Below are 23,868 nucleotides of genomic sequence, written 5' to 3'. Positions count from 1 at the left end.
AGGAGGACGCCATGTCGACGACCGACAATCCGGCTCCGCACAATCTCGCCGAGGGTATCCGCGCGCTGCGCGACAAATGGAGGTGGATCGTCGCCTTCGGCGTCGTGGCGTTGATCGCCGGCGTGATCGCGCTGGGCAGCGTTGCCCTGGCGACGGCCTCGGCTGTCCTGATCGTTGGCGTCATGATGCTGATGGCCGGCGCCGCCGAGATCGTCGCCGCCTTCAGCGTCAAGACGTGGGGTCGATTCTTCCTCTGGCTGCTGCTCGGCGTTCTCTATGTCGGCGCCGGCATCGTCTGCATCCTCGATCCCTTCGCCGCCGCCACGATCCTGACCCTGCTGCTCGGCATCGCGCTGATCGTGTCGGGCCTGCTGCGCATCTTCCTCGCCACGCAGATGAAGCACGGCACGCCCTGGGGCTGGGTGGTCTTCTCGGGCATCCTGACTTTCCTGCTCGGCCTGATCATCGTCGCCAAGTGGCCGGTTTCGAGCTTCTTCACGCTCGGCATCTTCCTCGGGATCGACCTCATCTTCATCGGCGCGACGTGGATCACCATGGGGCTGGCCCTGAAGCGCCGCGCCGCCTAACGCCGCGTCGGGTCGTCCGAGACCTGCACCAGGAGCTTGCCGAAGTTCCTGCCCTTCAGCAGGCCGATGAAGGCGTCGGGAGCGTTCTCGATGCCTTTGACGATATCTTCGCGATATTTGATCTTGCCCGCCTTCACCGCCACCGGGACTTCCTTCCAGAAGCCCTCCATCTGCGCGAAATGGTCGGACACGATGAAGCCCTGGATCAAGGCCCGCTTGATGAGCAGCAATCGCCAGTCGGGCCCCGGGCTCATCTGCATCTCGTTGTACTGCGAGATCAGGCCGCACAGGGGCACGCGCGCGAAGTCGTTGAGCTGCGGCACGACCGCGGCCTGCACGGCGCCGCCCACGTTCTCGAAATAGATGTCGATGCCCTTGGGCGCCGCGGCCCGGATGTCCTTGAAGAGATTGGCGCCCGATGCGCGATAGTCGACGCAGGCGTCGAAGCCGAGTTCCTTGACCACGTAGTCGCATTTGTCCTTGCCGCCGGCGATACCGACGGCGCGGCAACCGTGCAGTTTGGCGAGCTGGCCGACGACCGAGCCGACCGCACCCGAGGCCGCCGACACGACGACGGTTTCGCCGGCCTTGGGCTTGCCGATCTGCATGAGTCCCCACCACGCCGTCATGCCAGGCATGCCGAGCACCGACAGTGCGGTCGAAATCGGCGCCGTACTCGGATCGAGTTTCATCGACATCGCGCCATTCGACAGGGCGTAGCTCTGCCAGCCGGAGTACTCGGCGACGAAGTCGCCCTCCTTGAAGGTCGGATGGCGCGACTTCACGACCTGTCCGACCGTGCCTCCTACCATGGGGTCTCCGAGGTTCACATTGGCTGCATAGCCCTTGGCCTCCGACATGCGCCCGCGCATGTAGGGATCGAGCGACAGCCACACGGTCCGGGAGAGATATTCTCCTTCCCTAGGTTCGGGCAGCGGCGCCTCGTCGATCTGGAAATCCGTCGGCTTCGGCTCGCCCTGCGGACGCGACTTCAGCAGCACGCGGCGGTTGGTGGTGGTCATAGGTATCCTCCTCCTTGGCCGAACGCTAGCATGTGCTAACAGAGAGAGGCGATGCGTACCTATCTCTGCCTGCCCGGTGCCTGGATGGGCGCCTGGTCCTGGCGATTCGTACTCGACCGTCTGACGGCGGAAGGGCATGACGCGCGTGCCCTGCCCTTTCGCGGCGTCGGCGAGCGTGCGGCCGAGCTCTCGCCCCAAATCGACAACGACCTGCTGCTTGCCGACACGCTGGACTATCTGGAACGCGAGAAACTGAGCGACATCGTGCTGGTTGGGCACAGCTTCGGCAGCCTGATCGCCACGATGGTGACCGACCGGGCGCCCGAGCGGATCGCCCACCTGGTGATCGTCGACGGCGGCATCACCCAGGACGGGCAGTCGATCTTCGGCCGCATACCCAAGGACATCGTCGCCAAGCGCCTGAAGCTGGTGCGGACGATCGACGGCGTCGAGGTGCTGCCCTTCGCGCCCCAGGGCAGCCTGATCATCGACGATCCCGGGCTCGCCGCCTGGACGCACCGCCAGCTCACGCCGCATCCGCTGGCCTGCTACACCAAGCCGGTCCGCATGCACCATGCGGCGGGCAATGGGCGGCCGATGACCTATATCGCCTGCACCAAGCCGCGCTATCCTGTGTCGGCCGGCATGCACGAGAAGGTGCAGGACATGCCGCATATCCGCTTCCGTCCCATCGAGGCCGGCCACAACTGCATCATTTCCGCGCCCGGCCTGGTGGCGCGCGAGTTGCTGGATATTCCGGCATGAGCGCCGCGGCACGACGCGGCTGGTGGCGCGATCCACTGGTCATCTCGGTCAACGCGCTCGGCATCACGCAGATCACCGCCTGGGGCACCAGCTACTATTGCCTCGGAGTCCTCGCCAAACCGATCGTGGCCGAGACGGGCTGGGCTATCAGCACGGTCTTCCTCGGCTTCAGCGTCGCGCTGGTGGTTATGGGGCTGATCTCGACCTGGGTCGGGCGACTTATCGACCGGATCGGGGCCCGCACGGTGATGTCGATGGGCACGGTCGTCGTTTCCGCCGGGCTTCTCGGCCTTTCGCTGGTGCGCGACGTCGCCACCTACTTCGCAGCCTGGGCGGTGATCGGCGTCGGCATGCGCCTGTGCCTCTACGACGCGGCCTTCGCTGCCCTCGTGCAGGCGGTGCCGAGCCGTGGTCGGGCCGCCATCTCCTATCTCACGCTCTATGGCGCCTATGCCTCGACCGTGTTCTGGGTGATCGGCCACTACCTCAACGAGGAGCATGGCTGGCGCGGCACGCTCGTCATCTTCGCGGCGATCAATCTCGTTGTTTGCCTGCCGCTCAACTGGATCGGGCTGACATGGCGCGAAACCGCGGGCCAGGCGACGGCCGCCAAACCTGCAGCCGCCACGCCGGACGGACCGCTCCTCGAAGGACGGCGTCGAACCATCGGCATCGCGCTGTTCGCGCTCATCATGTCGTTGAACGGCTTCGTGTTCGGCGTCGTTTCGCTGCAGCTCGTGCCGCTCCTCGAGGCGGCAGGACTAGCGGGAGCGGCGGCCGTTTGGGTCGCGTCGCTGAAGGGACACGGCCAGTTCGCTGGCCGGCTGGTCGAGATCTTCTTCGGCCGCAACCTCAAGGCCATGACCGTGGCACGCATCGCCATCGGCGTGCTGCCGCCTGCGCTGCTGCTGCTGATGTTGGCGCGCGGCGAACTGTGGCTGCTCGTCGCCTTCACCCTCCTGCTCGGCGCATCGCAGGGCGTGATCACCATCGTGCGCGGCGCGGTGCCGCTAGCCCTGTTCGGCGCGCAGGGCTACGGGGCGGTCCTCGGATTGATCGCGACGCCGATCCTGCTGGTCAACGCCTTCTCGCCCGCCTTGTTCGCCCTGATCGTCGACTTCGTCGGCTGGCAGAACGCACTCTACACACTGCTCGCCAGCGCACTCCTCACCTGGATCGCCATCGAACTGATGTCGCGCTGGTACGAGAAGGCGCGCGCGGTGCGGGGCGCCTAGAACGTCTCCTTGTACGGCCTGAGATCGACTTCGTGGCTCCAGGCGCTGCGGTGCTGCCGGTGCAAATGCCAGTAGTTGTCGACAATGGCCTCGGGATCGAGCAGGCCATCGGGGCCGGCCTTGTCCCTGCGGTCGGGCATGCGCGACAGCAGCCGCTCGCCGTCGATGCCGCCATCGATGATGACGTGCGCGACATGGATGCCTTGCGGCCCGAACTCGCGCGCCATCGATTGTGCCAACAGGCGCAGCCCGCCCTTGGTGGCATTGAAGGCGGCAAAACGCGGCCTGCCGCGCATCGAACCCGAGGCGCCGGTGAATATGACCGTGCCTCGGCCCAACGGCGCCAGGCGGCGCATCGCCTCACGACCGAACAGGAAGCCGGCGAAGCAGCCGACACGCCACGACTCCTCGAAGTGCTGCGCCGTCATCTCGCGGAAATCGATGGCGGCGTTGTTGCCCAGGTTGAAGACGAAGAGATCGGCGGGTGATCCGTCGGCGTCGTCGATCATCGCCTTGTCGAACAGCGCGATCACCTGGTCTTCCCTGGTGCCGTCGACGGCAACCGCCGTCGCCGAACCACCCTGCTCGCGGATGGTGTCGACCACCTTGTCGATCTTGGCCGGTGTGCGGCCGGCGACCAGCACGTGATGGCCCTCCCCGGCGAAGCGCCGGCTCGCCGCGCCGCCGATGCCGCGCTCCGCGCCGACGCCCAGGACGAGCGCTTTGGGTTTTCTGGCCATGTCCGCACCTCGGAGTGAGTGGTTTCGCCGAACTTGCGGCGCGAGGGGCGGCTTCGCTACGGTCCGGCCGCATGAAATTACCTCCCTACCCCATTATCGAGCTCGACACCGCCGCGCCGCTCGACCGCCATCGGGCCACCGTGCTTCCCGAATGGATCGACTGGAACGGCCATATGAACGTCGGCTTCTACGTCGTCGCCTTCGACAAGGCGACTGACACGCTGTGCGAGCAGTTCGGCTGCAGCTGGGAGTACACCAAGCGGAAGATCGGCATGACCTTCGTGCTGGAGGCGCACGTCACCTATGACCGCGAGGTCAAGCAGGGCGATCCGCTGCGCATCGCCACGCAGATCCTAGACCACGACGCCAAGCGCCTGCACTACATCCACATGATGTATCACGCGACCGAGGGCTACCTCGCCGCGACCAACGAGTTGATGCTGATGAACATAGACTACGAGAGCCGTCGCTCTGCGCCCTGGCCGGACTTCGCCATGGAGCGCATCGCCAAGCTCGCGGCGGCCCATGCCGGCCTGCCGCGGCCGGCCCAGGCGGGTCGCCTCATCGGCATCAAGCGGAAGTAGCCTCCATGCTGGTCACGTTGCCCTACGAACTGCCAGACTTGGTGACGCGCGCGCCGCTCGACACCCATCGCTCCACCGTCCTGAAGGAGTGGGTCGACTGGAACGGCCACATGAACGTGGCCTTCTATGTCGCGGCCTTCGATCAGGCCTCCGGCGCCTTCATGCGCAATATGGGGCTCGGCCGGAACTACGTCGACAGCAAGTCGGGCATGACCTTCGTGCTGGAGACCCACGTCACCTACGACCGAGAGCTGCGCGAGGGCGCGCCGATGCGCTTCACTACGCAGCTGCTCGAGCGCGACGCCAAGCGGGTCCATCTCTATCATGAGATGTTCCACGCCGATCAGGGCTACCTCGCCGCCACCAACGAGGCGATCGTGATGAACATCGACTACGCCAGTCGGAAGTCGGCGCCGTGGCCGGTGCAGGTTGCGGAGCGGCTCGAGGCTCTGTGGGACGCTCACAAGGTGCTGCCGCGACCAGCGAAGGCCGGTCGCGTGATGGGACTCAAGAAGAGGTAGCGAGCTTCTCCAGTGCCTCGCCGCTCAGGCGATAGGGCAACCAGTTCCTGATCCACCTGAAGCCGATCTTCTCGTAGAAGCCGCGCGCCGGATTCCAGTCGAGCACGTTGAGGTCGATGCGCCTGTAACCCTTGGCGAGACACTCGCGGGCGAGCGCGACCATCAGCGCGCGCGCCACGCCGCCGCGCCGCTCTTCGGGCACCACCCAGATGTCCTCGACGAAGATGCCGCGGGCGGCGGTCCAGACCGAGTAGTTGAAGGTGCAAAGGGCGAAGCCCACCGGCTTGCCGGCGCGCTCGGCAATCAGGGCGACGAATTGCGGGCTCGCGCCGAAGCCGTCACGCGCCAGGGTTTGCGGTGTCGCGGTCACGGCGTGCGGCTCGTCCTCGTAGGTCGCCAGATCGACCGAGAATCGATGCAGCAGTTCGACGTCGTCGACCGTCGCCGCGCGTACCTCGATGTCAGACGCCAAGATAACCTCCGTCGACCGGCAGAACGGCGCCGGTGATGTAGCTCGCCGCGTCGGAGCACAGAAACACGACCGGCCCGGCCAGTTCCTCGGGTTCCCCGACCCGTTTCATCGGCACGTGTGCGAGGAATGCCTCCAGCCGCTTGGGGTCGGCGCGGGTCGCCTCGGTCATCGCCGTGGCGATGATGCCGGGCGCCAGCGCGTTCGCCCGCACGCCGTCCGGCGCCAGTTCGGAGGCCAGCGCCCGCGTGAACTGGACGAGCGCGCCCTTGGACACCGGATAGGCGCCGCTGCCGGCCGGCGCGATGAAGGAGTTGATCGAGGCGATGTTGACGATGCAGCCGCGCGTCAGCTTCAACTGCTCGATGAAGGCCAGGGTGACGTTGTAGGCGCCGGTGACGTTCACCTCCATCGTCCGGTCCCAGCGCGCCCGCCCGTCGGATGCCACCAGATTGCCGCGCAGGAAGAGGCCCGCGTTGTTGACCAGGATGCGGATCGGTCCGACCAGCAAGGCGACATCCTCGGCAAGCCTGCGGCAACTTGCCTCGTCGGTCACGTCGAGCGCGAACCCGCGCGCCTCGCCGCCGGCGCGCACGATGGCCTCGGCGATGCCGTGCGCGGCGTCCTTGTCGACGTCGGTGACGACGACGCGCGCGCCGGCGGCCGCCAGTCCCCGGGCGATCGCCGCGCCGTTGCCGCGCCCCGCGCCGGTGACCAGCGCCAGCCGTCCGGTCAGCATGTCCTTCATGGCGCGGCGGCCTCCTTCAATGCCTCGCGAATCACGACCTCGTCGCCGACATGGTTGATCAGCAACAGGATCAGCCGGGCGTCGAAGGCGCGGCACTGCTCGTCGCTCAACCCTTTGTGGGCGTCGATCAGCGCGTTGTAGACATCGTCGGGCCGCGCGAGGTTCAAGGTTCGGCAGAGCATGTTCCCTCCTTGGCCATGGCGCGTGCCATGGCCCGCGTGACGGCGGCTGCGTCTGTCTCGCGCCAGCGTGCCGCCACATAGCGATCCGGGCGGATCAGGTAGGCCGTTCCCGGCCGCGCGCCGTAGCGTTGCCAGGCCAAGCCTTCTTCCGCCATCGGTACCACGTCGATGCCGGGCGGCGGCACGATGCCGACACCGAATGCCAGCAGCGCGAAGTCCCGGCCGACGCGGTCGACCAGCCAGCCACCGCCGAGCGGCGCATCGACCATGGCCTGCCCCGGCATCGGCGCACCGCCCCAGTCGTCTGCGCCGTCGGGCGTATCGAGCGGCGAGCCGGCGTGGCTGGTCGGCACCGATAGGCGCCCGCTGTTGATCAGCGAGCGCGCGAAGGGAAAGTCCCGCGCCAGCCCGAGCACGGCATCGCGGAAGATGCGCGAGGCCTCGAATTTCGGCGTGATGAAGTCGGTGGCGCGCGTCGAGTTGAGGATGTTCTCGCGCGAGGCGGCTCGGCGTTCGTGGCAATAGCTGTCTATCAGCGAGTCGGGCGCCTCGCCGGCCAGCACCAAAGCGAGCTTCCAGGCGAGGTTGGATACGTCCGCCACCGCGGCATTGCCTCCCCGCGCGCCGAACGGCGAGACGACGTGCGCGGCGTCACCTGCGAACACCACGCGGCCGTGCACGAAGCGCTCCATCATGCGGCAGGTGAAGGTGTAGACGCTGGTCCACTCGTGCTCCCAGCGCGCGTCAGGGCCGAACATCTGGCGCAGACGGCGGTCGACGTTCTCCGGCTTCATCTCTTCCTCCGGATCGGCGTCGCGGCCGAGCTGGAAATCGACACGCAGCACGTCGTCGGCCTGGCGATGCAGGAGCACCGAGTTCGTGGGATGGAACGGCGGGTAGAACCAGAAGCGCCGCTCCTTCGGCAGGTCGCCCTTGAACCGGATGTCGGCGATCAGGAAGCGGTCGTCGAACACCTCGCCGGGATAAGGCAGGCCGAGCATATGCCGAACGGGACTGCGCACGCCGTCGCAGGCGACCGCCCAGGCTGCGTCGAGGCGGTATCGTCCGTCCGGCGTCTCCACCTCGAGCGCCACACCGTCGTTGCGGGGTGTCACGCCGACGACCTTGTTGCGCGGGCAGAACTCGATCAGCTTCTCGCCGAGGCAGCGATCGTAGAGGTACTCCTCGACATAGTACTGCTGCAGGTTGACGAAGGCAGGGAACTTGTGGCCGGGTTCGGGCTGCAGATTGAAACGCCAGATCGGTGCGTCGCCGAGATAGACCTCGCCCTGCTCCCAGGTGATGCCCTTCTCGACCATGCGCCTGGCAACGCCGAAGCGATCCCAGATCTCGAGGCTGTGCTTGGCCTGGCAGATCGAGCGGCTTCCGTTGCTAACCGTGTCGTCGTCATCGAGCAGCACGACCGGCACGCCGCGCTCGGCCAGTAGCAGGGCGAGCGTCGGACCAGCGATGCCCGCGCCGACGATCACGACCGGCCGCCGTTGCTCGGGATCGGCAGGACGGCGATAGGGATAGCGGCGGTACTCGTACGAGCCCACAGCGTCAGGCGCTCTTCTCCAGCGCCGTCCACATCTCGATGTCGCGCTCGGCGGTCCAGATCCGCGGATGGTCGAGGCCCTTGGCTTCATCGTAGGCGCGCGACACGCAGAACGGCATGCAGTGCTCGAAGATCACCCAGTTGCCGTAGCGTGGCTGCAGCGCGGTCATCGCCTTGTCGTAGGCCTGCTTCAGCGAATCGCCCGACTCGGCGCTCCGCGACACCACCTTGTAGAGCTCGCTGAGAAAGGCCTGGGTCCCGGCGATGCCCTCCTCCACCTGCGTCTCGCCGACCAGCGCGTCGCCGCGTCCGGGGACGAGCGCCAGCGACCTGAGATCGCGCAGCTTCTGCAGCGTCTCCGGCCAGTCCTTGTAGTGGGCGTCGCCAGCGTAGGGCGTGGCGCCGTACTCGACCAGGTCGCCGCTGAACAGCGTGCGCTCCTCGGGCAGCCAGACGATCGTGTCGCCTTTGGTGTGGCCGCGCCCGGCATGCACGATGTCGACCTGCAGCTTACCCATCCACAAGGTCATGCGATCGCTGAAGGTGACGGTGGGCCAAGTGAGGCCGGGAATGGACTCCGCCGCCTGGAAGAGCCGCGGGAAGCGCTGCAGCTCCGACTTGTAGTCCTGCGCGCCGCGCTCGACGATCATCTCGCGCGTCGCCTCGCTGCAGATCACGTGCTGGGCCTCGTAGGCGGAGGCGCCGAGAACGCGCACCGCGTGGTAGTGGGTCAGTACCACGTACTTGACCGGCTTGTCGGTGACCGTGCGGATCTTCTCGATCACGGTCTGCGCCATCCTGGGTGTCGCCTGCGCGTCGATCACCATCACGCCGTCGTCGCCCACCACGATGCCGGTGTTGGGGTCGCCCTCGGCGGTGAAGGCATAGGCATGCTCACTCAGCCGGCTGAAGGTGATCTTCTTCTCGGCAAGGTCGGCCTGTGAGGCGAAGGCTTTGGCCATACGCTGTCTCTCCCGTACTCTTCTGTCGTTGCTTCCGGTCGGACCTAGTCGGTGCCGAACTTGTGGTAGTTTGCGCGATCACCGGTTCGCACAGTCACTTCGAACGAATCGCCATCACGCTCCATGCGCAGCACGACCGGCGTGCCGGCCGGGCCCAACGACCAAAGCTTGCGATAGAAGTCGGCTACATCGTCCAGCACTTCGCCGTCCAGCGCCTGCAGCACGTCGCCCCGCTGCAGGCCCGCTCGATCGGCCGGACCGCCATCGGAGATGCCGCCCACCACGAGTTGGCCCATGTGCTCGACGGTATAGACGCCGAGCCAGGGCCGGGGCGGCGTCGACAGGCCGCCCTTCTCGGCGAGCTCGGCATAGATCGGCTTCAACCGGTTGATCGGGACGTACATATTGCCGGGAAAGGCTGGCGCGCCCGGTCCCAGCGCCTCCTGCACCAGCAGCGAACCGATGCCGAGCAGCGAGCCGTCGCCGCCGACCAGCGCCGACCCACCCCACAGCGGATAGGCCGGTACGGTGAAGATCGCGTTGTCGAGCAGATACTCCCAATAGCCCGCGAACTCGCGGCGGCCGGCGACCTTGACCTTGAGCGTGGCCTTCTCGCCGCCCACGCCCGCGACATAGGCCTCGCTGCGCAGGGTCAATTCGTCCGAATCGCCGAACGGCATGGGCTTGATGTCGGGGTTTGCGTTGGTGCGGACCAGGCCGAACCCGCTCTCGTAGTCATAGCCGACGATGCGTGCGGCAAAGGTGCGACCTTCGAGATCGGTCACGGCGACGTGAGATGCCTCCATGATGAGATAGCCGATGGTGAGCACGAGGCCGCGGTCGTCGATCACGACGCCATGGCCCTCGCGCTCGGCACCGAGCGTCTGCGCGGAGCGCCGGCTCTCGGGAATTTTCGTCTGCACCCCGACCACGGCCGGCAGCACGTCGGACACTTCGGGCGGCAGGTTCGAGCCGCCGGGCCGGCGCGCTTCGACGCCCTCCTGGCCGCCCAGCCACCGGCTCGAGCCGTTCGCGGATCCGTTCAACCCTCGGGCCATGCCTGCACCTTTGTGTCCCGCTTGCAAAGATAGGCGTATGCCGCAGCGATTGCTATATGACGCTGATGGCGTCCCCCGCCGACCCGTTCGAAATCACCGACGATCCCGTGCCGGCCGTTCCTCCTCCGGCACGAACCGCCGTCGCGCCTTCCACCCATCTCGAGGGCTTGAACGAAGAGCAGCGCAAGGCGGTGATCCACGACGCCGGACCGCTGCTCGTACTGGCCGGCGCGGGCACCGGCAAAACGCGCGTCCTGACCACCCGCATCGCGCACCTGTTGATAACCGGTCGCACGAGCCCCTCGCAAATCCTGGCCGTCACCTTCACGAACAAGGCGGCACGCGAAATGCTCGACCGCGTCGCGCAACTGATCGGCGGCGCGGCCGACGGCATGTGGCTCGGCACTTTCCATTCCGTGGGCGTGCGCATTCTGCGCCGCCACGCCGAGCTGGTGGGGCTGAAGAGCAACTTCACCATCCTCGATACCGACGACCAGACTCGCCTCATCAAGCAGCTCCTCCAGGCCGAGGGCATCGACGACAAGAAATGGCCGGCCCGCGTGCTCTCCGGCATCATCCAGCGCTGGAAGGACCGCGCGCTCTCGCCCGAAAAGGTGGCGGCCGACGATGCCGGCGACTTCGCCAACGGCAAGGCCGCGGAGATCTATCGCCAGTACCAGGCGCGGCTCGCCGAGGTGAACGCCGTCGATTTCGGCGACTTGGTCATGCACTGTGTCACCCTGTGGCAGCAGCATCCCGACGTGCTCGCGCAGTACCATCGCCGCTTCCGCCACATCCTGGTCGACGAATACCAGGACACCAACGTGGCTCAGTATCTCTGGCTGCGGCTGCTCGCCCAGGGGACACCCGATGTCTGTTGCGTGGGCGACGACGACCAGTCGATCTACGGCTGGCGCGGCGCCGAGGTCGGCAACATCCTGCGCTTCGAGCGCGACTTCCCCGGCGCCGCCATCGTGCGGCTGGAGCGCAACTACCGTTCGACGCCGCACATCCTCGCCGCCGCGTCGCACCTGATCAGCCACAACGAAGGCAGGCTCGGCAAGACGCTGTGGACCGACGTCAAGGAGGGTGAGCGCATCTCCCTGCGCGGCGTGTGGGACGGCGACGAGGAGGCGCGCTCGATCGGCGAGGAGATCGAGGCGCTGCAGCGCGACAGGCATCCGCTGAGCCAGATCGCCATCCTGGTGCGCGCCGGCTTCCAGACCCGCGAGTTCGAGGAGCGCTTCATCACCATGGGCCTGCCCTACCGGGTGATCGGCGGCCCGCGCTTCTACGAGCGGCAGGAGATCCGCGACGCGCTGGCCTATTGCCGGGTCGCCGTGCAGCCCGACGACGACCTCGCCTTCGAGCGCATCTACAACACGCCGCGTCGCGGCCTGGGCGAATCGGCGCTGCGCACGTTGCGCGTGATCCAGCGCGCGAACAAGGTATCGCTGTTCGAGGCGACGCGGCGGGCGCTGGAGACCGACGAGCTCAAGGCGCGGCCGCGCAAGGCGCTGGGCGACCTCGTCAGGAGCTTCGACCGCTGGCGGGCGATGCTCGACGGCATGCACCATGTCGAAGTGGTCGAAACCATCCTCGAAGAGTCGGGCTACACCGACATGCTGCGTGCCGACCGCTCACCCGAAGCCGAGGGACGACTGGAGAATCTCAAGGAGCTCACCAACGCGCTGCAGGAGTTCGACAGCCTGCCCGCCTTCCTCGAGCATGTCGCCCTGCTCACCGACAATGCCGAGAAGTCGGGCGGCGACATGGTGAGCGTCATGACTCTCCACGCGGCCAAGGGCCTGGAATTCGACACGGTGTTCCTGCCCGGATGGGAGGAAGGCCTGTTCCCCAATCAGCGCGCCCTCGACGACAAGGGCCTGGCCGGCCTCGAGGAGGAAAGGCGACTTGCCTATGTCGGGCTGACGCGTGCCCGCAAACGCGCCTACGTTTCCTTCGCCGCCAACCGGCGCGTGTTCAACCAGTGGCAGGCGGCGATCCCGTCGCGCTTCCTGCGCGAGCTGCCGGCCGACCAGTTGCGCGAGAGCAGCGACGCCGGCCTCTACGCCACCTACTCCGCCGGTCATCATGGCGGACTGCGCGAACAGGCATCGGGTTTCGACTACGAGAGCCTGGGCGTCACCAATCGGTCGGAGTTCGGAAGCCGCGCGCGCACACGCTGGCGCGACGAGACGTTCGACGATCGCCGCGCCGTCGAGGGCGACAAGCCCGATCTCGCCATCGGCCAGCGTGTATTCCACCAGAAGTTCGGTTACGGCCGCATCGTCGCCGTGGACGGCAACAAACTCGACATCGAGTTCGAGAAAGCCGGCTCGAAGAAGGTGCTGGACAGCTTCGTCGAGGCGGCGTGAGCGGCTGGAAGGCGTCGGTGATCGTTCCCGCCGCCGAGCGGCCCCTCCGTGAACGGGCGCTCGAGCCGCTGGCAGAACAGGGCTTCGTCGTCACCAGCCGCGAGATGTCGCTGAACGGGCCGTGGTGCATCGAGATCTTCGGCGAAGGCGAGCGGCCGGCGCTCGACATCGCATGGCGGTGGGAAGTGCTGCCCGACCGGGATTGGGTGGCCGAGAACCAGCGCTCGTTCCAGCCGTTCACGGTCGGTCCCTTCTGGGTCCATCCTTCGCACAATGAGGTCGGCATGCCGGCCGGCAAGGTCCCGTTGCGCATCGATGCGGGCATGGCGTTCGGCACCGGCACGCACGCCACCACGCGCGGCTGCCTGGAGGTGTTGGCGACGCTCGATCCAAGGGAGGCGACCAATGCCGTCGATGTCGGCTGCGGCTCCGGCATCCTCGCCATCGCCATGGCCAAGCTTTGGCGCCGCCCGGTGGTCGGTGGCGACAATGATCCCCAAGCCGTCACCGTCGCCGTCGAGAACGCCGAGCTCAACGGCGTGGCCGGCCTCTGCCGCTTCTACACTTCTGTCGGCCTGCAGGCGCCGGAACTGGCCGCAAAAGCGCCCTACGACCTGATCGTCGCCAACATCCTGTTCGGCCCGCTGATCGAGCTCTCGACGTCGTTCGTGTCGGCGAGGCGCGTGGTCCTCAGCGGCATCCTGGTCGAGCAGGCACCGGACATCGTCGAGCTCTATGCGCGCCGCGGCTTCGCGCTCGAGCGCCAGATCGACCTCGAGACCGGCGGCGCCTGGTGGCGCACGTTGCTGCTGAAGCGAATTCAGGAGGAGCCATGACCTTCTCGATCGCGGGCCGCTGCGCCCGGACCGGTATGCTGGGCGCCGTCGTCACAACCTCCTCCATGGCGGTCGGCAGCCGCTGTGCCTGGGCCGAGGCGAAGGTGGGCGTGGTGTTGACGCAGCACCGCACGGATCCGCGTCTCGGGCCGAAGCTGCTGGAACACCTGCGGCGCGGGCGCTCGCCGGAAGCGGCGATCGGCGAAATCGAGCGCGACGACCCACACATCGGCTGGCGCCAACTGGTCGTGCTCGACGGCGAAGGCAAGGGTGCGGTTTTCAACGGCACCAGGATCAGCACGACCCAAAGTTCGAAGGTCGGTCGCGATTGCGCCGCGGCGGGCAATATCCTGCGCAATGGCTCCGTTGCCGATGCGATGGTCTCGAGCTTCGAGGAGAACGAAGGCCAACCGCTCGCCGAGCGGCTGATGCGCGCCATCGAGGCGGGCGACGCCGCCGGCGGCGAACTCAAGCAGCTCAAGTCCGCGGCGTTGCTGGTCATGCACCGGGAGAGCTTCGCCTATGTCGATCTCAGGGTCGATCTCAGCCCGCGGCCGCTCGAGGAGCTGCGTTTCCTGTGGGAGCTCTACCAGCCAGCGGCCGACGCCTACGTCGTCCGCGCCATCGACCCCGACGGCGCACTCGTCCTGTGAGTTGACGCCGCGTCCGGCCCCAGCGCCCAACGGAGTGCCTGGCGGCGGCAGGCCAAACAAAAAGGGCCGGCTTTCGCCGGCCCTCGTTACGCGTACGCTACGCCACTTCGTGGATCAGGCTGCGCGACGCAGGTTGCCGTTGGCCGGCGCGGCAGGCATGCCGGTCACGTCGAACTGCGGAGCCTCGCCGGTCGCGTCGCGAACGGCGAAGGTGATGTCGGCGCGTGTCAGGCCGAGATCGGCCAGTTCGCGGTCGCTCATGCGGTGGAGCTGGGCCTCGGCGAGGCGAAGCTTGTAGTCGCCCTTGACCGCGACGACGAGGCGCCGGACCTGGTGGCCGAGCCACAGCAGGGCGTCGCCGAGCAAGTTCGACAACACCTCGGCGCGCTCATGGCGGGCGCGCAACTCGATGTAGTGGCGCTGCTCGGGCGTCAGAATGAACTTGGACGCGTTTTCCCCGGCCGGCGCAGTTTCGCTGGTCAGATTCTCAAACATCCGGATCGGCTGGGTCATCATGATCGTCTCCTTCGTTGTGCGCTGCAAACGCGCTATGCTGCTCCGCACAAAGCAAATATAGGGCCCTGAGACGAAAGGAAAAATGCTGGCTTGCACAATCTGCCATGCGTACAAAGCATACCGCCTTCAAAATTAGCATTTCTAATCTTGCGCGACCGTTTATTGCGCAGATTGCGAGGCCGGATCGCTCCACGTAGGGTCCGCGTCACATCATGAGCTCAGCTCCCGACGACGTTCTTCACCTGTTGCGCCAGCGTGGGATGACAGCCGACCCACAAACGCTCGATTCCCTGATGCGCGGCGTCGCTGCGGCTCCCGAGGGCCTGGCGGGACCGGAATGGATCGAACTGTTCGTGGGCGATGCTGATGCCGATCTGACCAAGGCCCTGACTGAGTGGCGGGCAGTTCTCGCCGAGGCAGACGACGGCCTCGGCATCTCGCCGGCACCCGGCTCTCGCCTCGCCGCGCTTCGCGCCGAATTGGCGCGCCGGGGTCTCGACGGCTTTCTGGTTCCCCGCGCCGATGAACATCAGGGCGAGTACGTGCCGCGCCGTTCGCAGCGGCTGGCCTGGCTGACGGGCTTCAGCGGTTCGGCCGGACTCGCCGCGGTGCTGGCCGAGCGCGCAGCGATCTTCGTCGATGGACGCTATACGCTCGCCGTGCGCGCGCAGGTGGACACCGCCGCCTTCGAGCCGCACCAGGTGCCGGAGGAATCGCCCGAGGGCTGGATCGCCGAGCATCTGCCCAGGGGAGGCAAGCTCGGCTTCGATCCCTGGCTGATCACCATGGACGGTCACGCCCGCCTCGCGGCTGCCATCCAGAAGGCGGGGGGCAGCATCGTCGCGGTCGAGTCCAACCCGATCGACGCCGTGTGGACGGATCGCCCGGCCGCACCGCTCGCGCCGGTCCTGCCTCATCCGCAGGAGTTCACCGGCGAGAGCAGCGAGGACAAGCGCAAGCGTATTGCCGAGATCGTCTCCGCCAAGGGCGCCGACGTCGCCCTGCTCACGCAGCCCGATTCGATCGCCTGGCTGCTGAACGTGCGTGGCGGTGACGTACCGCGCACGCCCTTCGCCCTGGGCTTCGCCCTGCTGCACGCCGACGGCCACGTCGACCTCTACATGGATCATCGCAAGGTACCGGCGCGCACCGCATCATGGCTCGGCAATGCCGTGACCTTGGCAACACCCGATGAGCTCGGACTGGCGCTCGAGACACTCGGGACGCTGACCAGGCGCGTGCTGGTCGAGAGCTCGACGGCGCCCTATTGGGCGGCGACCCGTCTGCAGGCGGCGGGAGCCACGCTGGTGCGCGACGCCGACCCGGTGGCGCTCCCCAAGGCCTGCAAGAACGCGACCGAACTGGCCGGCATCCGCGCCGCGCACCATCGCGACGGTGCCGCCGTGAGCCGGTTTCTCGCCTGGCTCGCAAGCGCGGCGGCCGGCGGCAAACTGCGCGAGATCGAGGTCTCGAACCGGCTTCAGGTGATGCGCCAGCAGACCGGGCAGTTGCGCGATCTGAGCTTCGACACGATTTCAGGCGCTGGCCCCAACGGCGCGATCGTGCACTACCACGCGACGCCGGCGACCGAACGGGTACTCGAACCGGGTTCTCTCTACTTGGTCGATTCGGGAGGGCAGTACCGCGACGGCACCACCGACATCACGCGCACCGTCGCGGTCGGCACACCGACACCCGAGATGCGCGATCGCTTCACCCGCGTGCTCAAAGGCCACATCGCACTGGGCACGGCGCGCTTTCCCGTCGGCACTACCGGTTCGCAGCTCGACGCGCTCGCGCGCTACGCCCTGTGGCAGGTGGGGCTCGACTACGACCATGGCACGGGGCATGGCGTCGGCGCCTATCTGTCGGTACACGAGGGGCCGCACCGCATCTCAAAGGTGGCCAGCACCGTGGCGCTGCAGCCCGGCATGATCGTCAGCAACGAACCCGGCTACTACAAGACCGGCGGCTACGGCATCCGGATCGAGAACCTGGTGGCGGTCAGGGAAGCTCGGATCGACGGCGCCGACCGGCGTTATCTCGAGTTCGAGACCCTCACGCTCGCGCCCATCGACCTCGCCTGCATCGAGATCGACCTGCTGACCGAGGCCGAGAAGCGCTGGCTCAACGACTACCACGCGCGGGTGCGTGAAGTCGTAGGGCCGCAGGTCGATGGCCAAACCCGCGCCTGGCTCGAGACAGCGACGCGGCCCGTCTGAGGTCCTCTTGGACCGGTCGGACGGATCTTCGGCGCTTGCGGGCATCCACCACAGATCGCGCCGGGCATTAGATGCGTTGCAGGTCGAGACGACGACAAAACATCGGTTTCCACAGGCCTGTGGATGAGTGGACACCGAGGATTCGAGGGGACTGCGAGGACTCGAGGACGAATCGGCTCGGACGCCGATGGCATCGGCATCGAAGCGGTCCTCGGGGAGTGGACTCATCGAGGACTGCCCGGCCGTTTCAGCCCGAGAGTTTCACCCATTCCTCCTCGGTCAAGGTCTGGACGCCCAGTTCCGCCGCCTTGCGGGCCTTGGAGCCGGCATTCTCGCCGACGACGACCAGGCTGGTCTTCTTGGACACCGAATCGGTTACTTTGGCGCCCAGCTCCTCAGCCCGCGCCTTTGCCGCGTCGCGTGTCATCGATGACAGCTCGCCGGTGAAGACCACGATCTTGCCTCTGAGCGGCGCGTCGGCGGCGATCGCACGGCGCTTCACTCCCTCGACCGTGAGCTGCCGGCGGAGGTCGCGGATCGCCTCGACGTTGTGCGGTTCGCTGAAGAAGCCGCACACGGCATCGGCGGTCGTGACGCCGATCTGCTCGACATTGCAAAGGCGGCCGTAGCTCGCCCCGACCGACTCCGTCGCCCTCTCCTTCTTCACATCCTCGTCGGGATGCTTGCGGCGCTGCCGGGCGGCCTGGAGCATCTCCTCCAACCAGACGTCGGCGTCGCCGTACTCCTGCGCCAGGATCTTGGCCGTCGCCTCGCCGATCAGCGGGATGCCGAGCGCGTTGACGAAGCGGTCGAGTGCGATCGCGCGTCGCGCCTCGATGGCGTCGATCAGCTTGCGCACGGAGAGATCGCCCCAGCCCTCCCGTTTCCTGATCTCGGCGGCGCGCCCGGGCAGGCGGAATATGTCTCCCGGCACCTTCAACAGCCCGTCGCGATGGAAGTTCTCGATGTGGGTGCCGCCCAGCCCCTCGATATCGAAGCAGTTGCGCGACACGAAGTAGCGCAGCCGCTCGACCTGCTGGAACGGACATTCGAGCGCGCCCGAGCAGCGCCGCACCACGCCGCCCTCCTCGCTGACGACGGGCGTGCCGAGCGGGCACGGACACCGCGTCGGAAAGCGATACTTCGGCGCCTTCCTCGGCCTCTCCTCGGGCACGTGGCCCAGGATCTGCGGGATGACGTCGCCGGCGCGCTGCACCACCACCATGTCGCCGATCCGCACGTCGAGGCGCTCGATCTCGTCGGCATTGTGCAGGCTCGCACGCGCGACCATCACGCCGCCGACATTGACCGGTTCGAGATCGGCGACGGGCGTCAGGGCGCCGGTGCGGCCGACTTGAATCAGTATGCCGTTCAACCGGGTGCGCGCCTGTTCGGCCGGAAACTTGTGCGCGATCGCCCAGCGCGGCGCGCGGCTCACGAAGCCCAAGCGTTCCTGCCAGTCGATGCGGTCGACCTTGTAGACCACCCCGTCGATGTCATAGGGCAGCGACGGCCGCTCCACGCCCATCCGGCGATAGTAAGCGCGCACCTCTTCCGGCGTTCGGCAGAGCTGCGACAGGGGATTGACGCGGAACCCCCAGCCCTTCAGCAGCTCGAGATACTCGCTGTGCGTCTTCCACGAACGCGGCTCGGCCTCGCCCCAGGCATAGGCGAAGAAGCGTAGCGGCCGGGTCGCCGTGATGCCGGCATCCAGCTGGCGCAGCGATCCGGCGGCGGCGTTGCGCGGATTGGCGAAGGTCTTCTCGCCGGCGGCCTCCTGACGCTCGTTCATCTCCTGAAAGGCGCGGCGCTCCATGTAGACCTCGCCGCGCACGTCGAAGGTCTTCGGCGCCTTGCCCTTCAGTTGGTGCGGGATGTCCTTCACGGTCCTGAGATTGGCGGTGACGTCCTCGCCCGTCGTGCCGTCGCCGCGCGTGGCGCCGACAGTGAACTCGCCCTTCTCGTAGCGCAGGCTGATCGACAGGCCGTCGATCTTGGGCTCACAGGCGAGTGCGATCTCCTCGTCCGGCTTGAGGTCGGTCTCGCGTTCCAGCCCGCGCCGCACGCGATCGAGGAAGCCCTGCAGTTCGTCGTCGGTGAAGGCGTTGTCGAGCGACAGCATCGGCCTGGCATGCCGCACCTTCGCGAAGGCCGTCGTCGGCGTCGGTGCCACGCGCTGCGTGGGGCTGAACATATCGACGAGCTGAGGAAAGCGCTCCTCGATCGCCTTCACCCTGGCACGCAGCTTGTCGTAGTCTGCGTCGGATATCTCGGGTGAGTCCTGCTCGTGATAGAGCCGGTCGTGACGCGCGATCTCCTCGGCGAGCCGCTTGTGCTCGGTCCGCGCCTGGCGTTCGGTGAGGTCGTCGACGGCGACGGCGGCCACAACCTTGGCGGCTCGGGACATTATCCTCTCCTACCCCGTCGCGGCCAGCAGGCGATCGGCCGCCGCGCGCGCCTCGGCCGTGACCTCGGCGCCGGACAACATGCGGGCAATCTCCTCGCGGCGACCCTTGGCATCGAGCGCCAATACGTCAGTGGTCGCGGCGCTGCGGCCCGTTGTCTTGCGGATCAGCCAGTGCCGATCGGCAACCGCCGCGACCTGCGGCGAATGCGTCACCACCAGCACCTGCACGTCCCTGGCCAGCCGCCGCAATCTCTCGCCGACGGCGGCGGCGGTGGCGCCGCCGATTCCCGAATCGACCTCGTCGAAGACGATGGTCGGCGCTTCGCCCACCTTGGCCAGGCAAACCTTCAAAGCGAGCAGAAAACGCGACAGCTCGCCGCCGGAGGCGATACGGGCGATCGGCGCGGGCGGCGTGCCGGGGTTGGTGGCGACCAGGAACTGGATGCGATCCGTGCCGGCCTCGGACCATTCTGCGTCCGGCAAGGCGGCGATCTCGGTGACGAACTTCGCCTTGTCGAGCTTGAGCGGCGCCAGCTCGCCCGCAACGGCCTTGTCGAGCCTGAGAGCGCCCTTGCGCCGCGCCGCCGATTGGGCCTGTGCCGCCGCCACGTACGCGGCACGCGCCGCCTGTGCGGCCACGGCGAGCCTGGCGAGGCCGGCCTCGCCGTCGTCGAGCGCGGCCAGCTGGGCGGCGAACCGGTCGGCGAGCGGCGCCAGTTCGGCCACGGCGACGTTGTGCTTCCGCGCTGCGGCGCGGAGCGCGAACAGGCGCTCCTCGATCTTCTCCAGCCGCGCCGGATCGAACTCGACGGCGGCGCGGGCCGCCTCGAGCTGCGCCTGCGCCTCGACCGTCTCGCTGAGCGCCCGGTCGAGCGCCGAAAGCGCCGCATCGAGACGACCAGACGCCTTGTCGACGTTGCGCTCGATCAACCGATGGGCGGTGCGCAGGGCGGTCGCCGCGCCGCGCCCCTGCTCGAGCTCGCCGATCGCCTGTGCGACGGCCTCGCCCAACGCGCTCCCGGTGCGCAGCATCTGACGTTCCGCCGCCAGCGACTCCTCGTCGTCGGGGCGCGGCGTCAGGGCCTGGAGTTCCTTGACAGCATGACGCAGGAATTCCTCGTCGCGCCGGGTGGCGACAGCGGCCGCTTCGGCCTCGGCCCACGCCCGCTCGGCCGACTGCCACGCCTGCCATGCCGCGCGCACGGCCTCGGCGGGCTTCTCCAGGCCGGCGAAGGCGTCCAGCGCGGCACGATGCGTGGCCGTGTCGAGAAGACCGTGCTGTTCCATCTGCCCCTGGATCTCGACCAGGGTGTCGCCGAGTCGGCGCAGGAGAGCGACCGACGCGGGCTGATCGTTGATGAAGGCACGGCCGCGGCCGTCGGCGCCGATCGTGCGTCGCAGCGTAAGCGCATCGTCGGACCCGAGGCCATGCTCGGCGAGGATGGCATGTGCGGAATGGTCCCGAGGGAGATCGAACGACGCGGCGACCGACGCCTGCGCGGCGCCGCGCCGGACCGCCGCTGAATCGGCGCGCGCGCCAAGGGCCAGGCTCAGGGCATCGATCAGGATCGACTTTCCGGCGCCCGTTTCGCCGGTCAAGGCACCAAGTCCACCGCTGAGGTCACGCGCCAAGGCGAGGTCGAGCTTCTCGATCAGGACGAAGTCACGGATCGAAAGCGACTGCAGCATGCCGCTATTTCTCGAACCGGTAGTCCTCGCCGGTCATCAGATAGTAGCTGTCGGCGTACCAATCGCTGCCCGGGAAATTGTATCCCAGCACGGCGGCGGCCTCCTGGGCCTCGTGCTTGACGCCGAGCGAGAGGTAGCTCTCGACCAGACGATGCAAGGCTTCCGGAACGTGCGTCGTCGTCTGGTAGCGTTCGATGACGGTACGGTAGCGGTTGATCGCCCCGACATACTGCTGTTGCTGCTGGTAGTATCGCCCGACGGTCATTTCCTTTCCGGCGAGATGGTCGATGGCAAGCTCGACCTTGAGGCGCGCGTCGCGGGCATAGGGAGAATCGGGGAAGCGCTTCACGACCTCGGCCAGGGAATCGAGCGCCTGCTGGGTGGCGCGCTGATCGCGGCCGACGTCGGAGATCTGCTCATAGAAGCAGAGCGCCTTGAGATAGAAGGCGTAAGGAATGTCGCGATGACCGGGATGGAGCTGGATGAACCGGTCGAGCGCGATGATCGCCTCGTCGTACTTGTTGGACTGGTAGTAGGTGAAGGCCGCCATGACCTGCGCCTTCGTCGCCCAGACCGAATAGGGATGCTGGCGGTCCACTTCCTCGAAGCCGCGGGCCGCCGCCTTGTACTCCTGCCGTCCGAGATCGTCGAGAGCGCGGTTGTAGAGCACCTCCACCGGCAGCTCGACATAGTTCTTGTCAGGGTCGTCGCCGCCACAGGCGGAAAGCACCGCCATGGCCAACGCCAGTGCCGACACGGTCACCGTGCCGCGCATTCGTCCGACAAGCAACTTCGACATGTCCTTCCCGCAGAGCTCTCCGCACCACCCGGTTTATATCACGCGGGGGCCAAAAAAAGAGGGGCCGGACGGCCCCTCGAGGATTTGCGTGGATGAACTCCCGTTGCCGGGTCAGTTGGCTTGCCGGCGCAGGAACGCGGGAATTTGCAGATCGTCGTCGTCGCGCGCCGGCTTTGCGCGCTCCGTGACGTCGAGACTGATCGAGGTCTGCACCGGCGCAGGGCGGACCGGCGCCTTGGCCGGCACCGCGACGACATTTTCAGCCACCGTGCGCGCAGCCACCGGCAGTTCCGCCGCAACGGACGCGGGCGCCGCGGGGGCGGCTACCGGCTTCGGTGCGGCGAACGCACCGGTGATGCGTTGGAACAGATTGGGCGAACGCGGTTCGGCCGGCGCGGGCCGGGCGACGGTCCGGCTTACCGGCTCGGCGCGAACGACAGGCCGGGCGGCCGGCCGGCTGACGCGCCAGTCGGTCTCGTCGACCAAGGGCTTCTGAGGTGCGCTGGGTGCGGACGCCGCAACGGCGGCGGCCGGCGCTGCCGCCGGAACGACGGCGGGCGCCGGTGCGGGCGGTGTCATGGGCGCTGGCATCGCGGCCGCCGTGGGGGCGGCTTCGGCGAGCGCCGGGGCCGCCTCTTCGATCGGTTCGGGCGTTGCCTCGACCATGGGCGCCGGGGCCGCTTGCATGACCGGAGCGATCGGCGCCACGGGTTGAGCTGCCGCGACCGTGGGTGTCGCGACCGGTACAGGAGCGGGCGCAGCCATCGGAGCCGCGACCGGTACGACGGGCGCTACGGCGGCAGTGGGCATGGCGACACGTCCGACAGGCGCCGTCACCGGCGGCCGGCTCAGGGCCGGTTGTCCGGTCTGCACGGGGCGGTTCATGTCCAGCGAAAGATAGTTCGGCGCCGGCTGCTGGGCGGCGCTGGCGGCGATGCCCGTGGCGACGACCGACACGCGCATGCGCCCCTGCATGGTGGCATCGAACGTCGAGCCGAAGATGATGTTGGCTTCGGCATCGACTTCCTCACGGATCCGGTTGGCGGCTTCGTCGACCTCGTGCAACGTCATGTCGAGACCACCGGTGATGTTGATGAGCACTCCCTTGGCGCCCTTCATCGAATGGTCTTCCAGCAACGGATTGGAGATCGCCGACTCGGCGGCGACGCGGCTGCGGTCCGGACCCTCGGCCTCGCCGGTGCCCATCATTGCCTTGCCCATCTCACCCATGACGGTGCGGATGTCGGCAAAATCGAGATTGATCAGACCGGGCATCACCATCAGGTCGGTGACGCCGCGCACGCCCATGTGCAACACGTCGTCGGCCATTTTGAAGGCGTCGGCGAAGGTCGTCTTCTCGTTGGCGATCTTGAAGAGGTTCTGGTTCGGAATGACGATGAGCGTGTCGACCACCTTCTCGAGCTCGGTGATGCCCTGCTCGGCCGCCTGCATGCGCCGCCGGCCCTCGAAATGGAACGGCTTGGTGACGACGCCGATGGTCAGGATGCCCTGCTCGCGGGCCGCCGCAGCGATGACCGGCGCCGCGCCGGTGCCCGTGCCGCCGCCCATGCCGGCAGTGACGAAAACCATGTTGGCGCCGTCGAGCAGACCCAGGATCTCAGGCAACGCTTCTTCCGCCGCCTGACGGCCGACCTCGGGTCGGGCGCCCGCGCCCAGGCCCTGCGTGATGGTGATGCCGAGCTGGACGCGGCGGTCGGCCAGCGACTGGCCGAGCGCTTGTGCATCGGTGTTGGCGACGATGAACTCCACGCCTTCCAGAGCGGCGCTGATCATATTGTTCACGGCGTTTCCGCCGGCCCCGCCGACACCGACCACGGTGATACGGGGCTTAATCTCCGACTCCTTTTGGGGGAGGCTGAGGTTGATGGTCATTCGGCTTTCTCCACGCAAATCGAGGGGTTATCTGCCCGGAGCAG

Annotated in this window: 22 protein-coding genes; 9 read left to right on the top strand and 13 right to left on the bottom strand. The window is 67.5% G+C overall.

What is annotated here, in order from left to right; genetic code table 11:
• Positions 1 to 11: 11 nt before the first annotated feature.
• On the top strand, positions 12 to 587 hold the full coding sequence (locus KIT25_07675; protein ID UYN96797.1) for an HdeD family acid-resistance protein: 576 nt from the start codon (positions 12 to 14) through the stop codon (positions 585 to 587).
• Here the strand turns inward: KIT25_07675 and KIT25_07670 are convergent.
• On the bottom strand, positions 584 to 1,609 hold the full coding sequence (locus tag KIT25_07670; protein ID UYN96796.1) for an NADP-dependent oxidoreductase: 1,026 nt from the start codon (positions 1,607 to 1,609) through the stop codon (positions 584 to 586). The genes KIT25_07675 and KIT25_07670 overlap by 4 nt on opposite strands.
• 51 nt (positions 1,610 to 1,660) lie before the next feature.
• Between KIT25_07670 and KIT25_07665 the strand changes: the two genes are divergently transcribed.
• A complete protein-coding gene (locus KIT25_07665) occupies positions 1,661 to 2,374 on the top strand; it encodes an alpha/beta hydrolase (GenBank protein UYN96795.1) in 714 nt (237 codons plus the stop codon).
• On the top strand, positions 2,371 to 3,609 hold the full coding sequence (locus KIT25_07660) for an MFS transporter (GenBank protein UYN96794.1): 1,239 nt from the start codon (positions 2,371 to 2,373) through the stop codon (positions 3,607 to 3,609). The genes KIT25_07665 and KIT25_07660 overlap by 4 nt, the downstream gene beginning before the upstream one ends.
• On the opposite strand, the gene KIT25_07655 is transcribed toward KIT25_07660, so the two are convergent.
• The gene (locus KIT25_07655; GenBank protein ID UYN96793.1) at positions 3,606 to 4,349 is read right to left on the bottom strand and encodes an SDR family NAD(P)-dependent oxidoreductase; all 744 of its coding nucleotides are present in this window, start codon (positions 4,347 to 4,349) and stop codon (positions 3,606 to 3,608) included. The two genes, KIT25_07660 and KIT25_07655, sit on opposite strands and share 4 nt — an antisense overlap.
• Before the next feature lie 71 nt (positions 4,350 to 4,420).
• On the opposite strand from KIT25_07655, the gene KIT25_07650 reads away from it, so the two are divergent.
• Positions 4,421 to 4,933 (top strand): thioesterase family protein, encoded by a 513-nt coding sequence (locus KIT25_07650; GenBank protein UYN96792.1) that lies wholly within the window; start codon positions 4,421 to 4,423, stop codon positions 4,931 to 4,933.
• A gap of 5 nt (positions 4,934 to 4,938) precedes the next feature.
• Positions 4,939 to 5,454, top strand: a complete 516-nt coding sequence (locus KIT25_07645) for a thioesterase family protein (protein ID UYN96791.1) — start codon at positions 4,939 to 4,941, stop codon at positions 5,452 to 5,454.
• Here KIT25_07645 and KIT25_07640 read toward each other — a convergent pair.
• From KIT25_07640 to KIT25_07615, 6 genes are read right to left on the bottom strand one after another with little or no spacing between them, the layout of a single operon-like run.
• Positions 5,441 to 5,914: a GNAT family N-acetyltransferase gene (locus KIT25_07640; GenBank protein UYN97860.1), complete on the bottom strand. Its 474-nt coding sequence runs from the start codon at positions 5,912 to 5,914 to the stop codon at positions 5,441 to 5,443. The genes KIT25_07645 and KIT25_07640 overlap by 14 nt on opposite strands.
• Position 5,915: 1 nt before the next feature.
• On the bottom strand, positions 5,916 to 6,662 hold the full coding sequence (locus KIT25_07635) for an SDR family oxidoreductase (GenBank protein UYN97859.1): 747 nt from the start codon (positions 6,660 to 6,662) through the stop codon (positions 5,916 to 5,918).
• Positions 6,663 to 6,667: 5 nt separating this feature from the next.
• On the bottom strand, positions 6,668 to 6,853 hold the full coding sequence (locus KIT25_07630) for a DUF2783 domain-containing protein (GenBank protein UYN96790.1): 186 nt from the start codon (positions 6,851 to 6,853) through the stop codon (positions 6,668 to 6,670).
• Positions 6,835 to 8,502, bottom strand: coding sequence for an FAD-dependent oxidoreductase (locus KIT25_07625; protein UYN96789.1), 1,668 nt, complete (start codon positions 8,500 to 8,502; stop codon positions 6,835 to 6,837). The genes KIT25_07630 and KIT25_07625 overlap by 19 nt, the downstream gene beginning before the upstream one ends.
• Complete coding sequence (locus KIT25_07620; GenBank protein UYN96788.1) at positions 8,417 to 9,373, bottom strand: MBL fold metallo-hydrolase; 957 nt, start codon at positions 9,371 to 9,373, stop codon at positions 8,417 to 8,419. The genes KIT25_07625 and KIT25_07620 overlap by 86 nt, the downstream gene beginning before the upstream one ends.
• A gap of 44 nt (positions 9,374 to 9,417) precedes the next feature.
• Positions 9,418 to 10,419: a serine protease gene (locus KIT25_07615; GenBank protein UYN96787.1), complete on the bottom strand. Its 1,002-nt coding sequence runs from the start codon at positions 10,417 to 10,419 to the stop codon at positions 9,418 to 9,420.
• A gap of 77 nt (positions 10,420 to 10,496) precedes the next feature.
• Between KIT25_07615 and KIT25_07610 the strand changes: the two genes are divergently transcribed.
• From KIT25_07610 to KIT25_07600, 3 genes are read left to right on the top strand one after another with little or no spacing between them, the layout of a single operon-like run.
• On the top strand, positions 10,497 to 12,809 hold the full coding sequence (locus KIT25_07610) for a UvrD-helicase domain-containing protein (GenBank protein ID UYN96786.1): 2,313 nt from the start codon (positions 10,497 to 10,499) through the stop codon (positions 12,807 to 12,809).
• Positions 12,806 to 13,645, top strand: a complete 840-nt coding sequence (locus KIT25_07605; GenBank protein ID UYN96785.1) for a 50S ribosomal protein L11 methyltransferase — start codon at positions 12,806 to 12,808, stop codon at positions 13,643 to 13,645. Before KIT25_07610 ends, KIT25_07605 begins: the two co-directional genes overlap by 4 nt.
• Positions 13,642 to 14,298, top strand: coding sequence for a DUF1028 domain-containing protein (locus tag KIT25_07600; protein UYN96784.1), 657 nt, complete (start codon positions 13,642 to 13,644; stop codon positions 14,296 to 14,298). Before KIT25_07605 ends, KIT25_07600 begins: the two co-directional genes overlap by 4 nt.
• Before the next feature lie 114 nt (positions 14,299 to 14,412).
• On the opposite strand, the gene KIT25_07595 is transcribed toward KIT25_07600, so the two are convergent.
• Complete coding sequence (locus KIT25_07595; GenBank protein UYN96783.1) at positions 14,413 to 14,814, bottom strand: DUF1127 domain-containing protein; 402 nt, start codon at positions 14,812 to 14,814, stop codon at positions 14,413 to 14,415.
• A gap of 212 nt (positions 14,815 to 15,026) precedes the next feature.
• On the opposite strand from KIT25_07595, the gene KIT25_07590 reads away from it, so the two are divergent.
• A complete protein-coding gene (locus tag KIT25_07590) occupies positions 15,027 to 17,036 on the top strand; it encodes an aminopeptidase P family protein (GenBank protein UYN96782.1) in 2,010 nt (669 codons plus the stop codon).
• A 247-nt stretch (positions 17,037 to 17,283) separates the two neighbouring features.
• On the opposite strand, the gene ligA is transcribed toward KIT25_07590, so the two are convergent.
• The 4 genes from ligA to ftsZ all read right to left on the bottom strand — a co-directional run bounded on the left by ligA (position 17,284) and on the right by ftsZ (position 23,824).
• Positions 17,284 to 19,443: an NAD-dependent DNA ligase LigA gene (gene ligA, locus KIT25_07585; GenBank protein ID UYN96781.1), complete on the bottom strand. Its 2,160-nt coding sequence runs from the start codon at positions 19,441 to 19,443 to the stop codon at positions 17,284 to 17,286.
• A 9-nt stretch (positions 19,444 to 19,452) separates the two neighbouring features.
• Positions 19,453 to 21,132: a DNA repair protein RecN gene (gene recN / locus KIT25_07580; GenBank protein UYN96780.1), complete on the bottom strand. Its 1,680-nt coding sequence runs from the start codon at positions 21,130 to 21,132 to the stop codon at positions 19,453 to 19,455.
• A 4-nt stretch (positions 21,133 to 21,136) separates the two neighbouring features.
• Positions 21,137 to 21,907 (bottom strand): outer membrane protein assembly factor BamD, encoded by a 771-nt coding sequence (locus KIT25_07575; GenBank protein UYN97858.1) that lies wholly within the window; start codon positions 21,905 to 21,907, stop codon positions 21,137 to 21,139.
• Positions 21,908 to 22,042: 135 nt separating this feature from the next.
• On the bottom strand, positions 22,043 to 23,824 hold the full coding sequence (gene ftsZ / locus KIT25_07570) for a cell division protein FtsZ (protein ID UYN96779.1): 1,782 nt from the start codon (positions 23,822 to 23,824) through the stop codon (positions 22,043 to 22,045).
• Between the last annotated feature and the right edge of the window lie 44 nt (positions 23,825 to 23,868).

Source organism: Enhydrobacter sp. (genome assembly GCA_025808875.1).
Classification (GTDB): Bacteria; Pseudomonadota; Alphaproteobacteria; order Reyranellales; family Reyranellaceae; genus Reyranella.
Note: the sequence above shows the minus strand (reverse complement) of the source record. Positions and strands in the feature narration are given on the sequence as shown.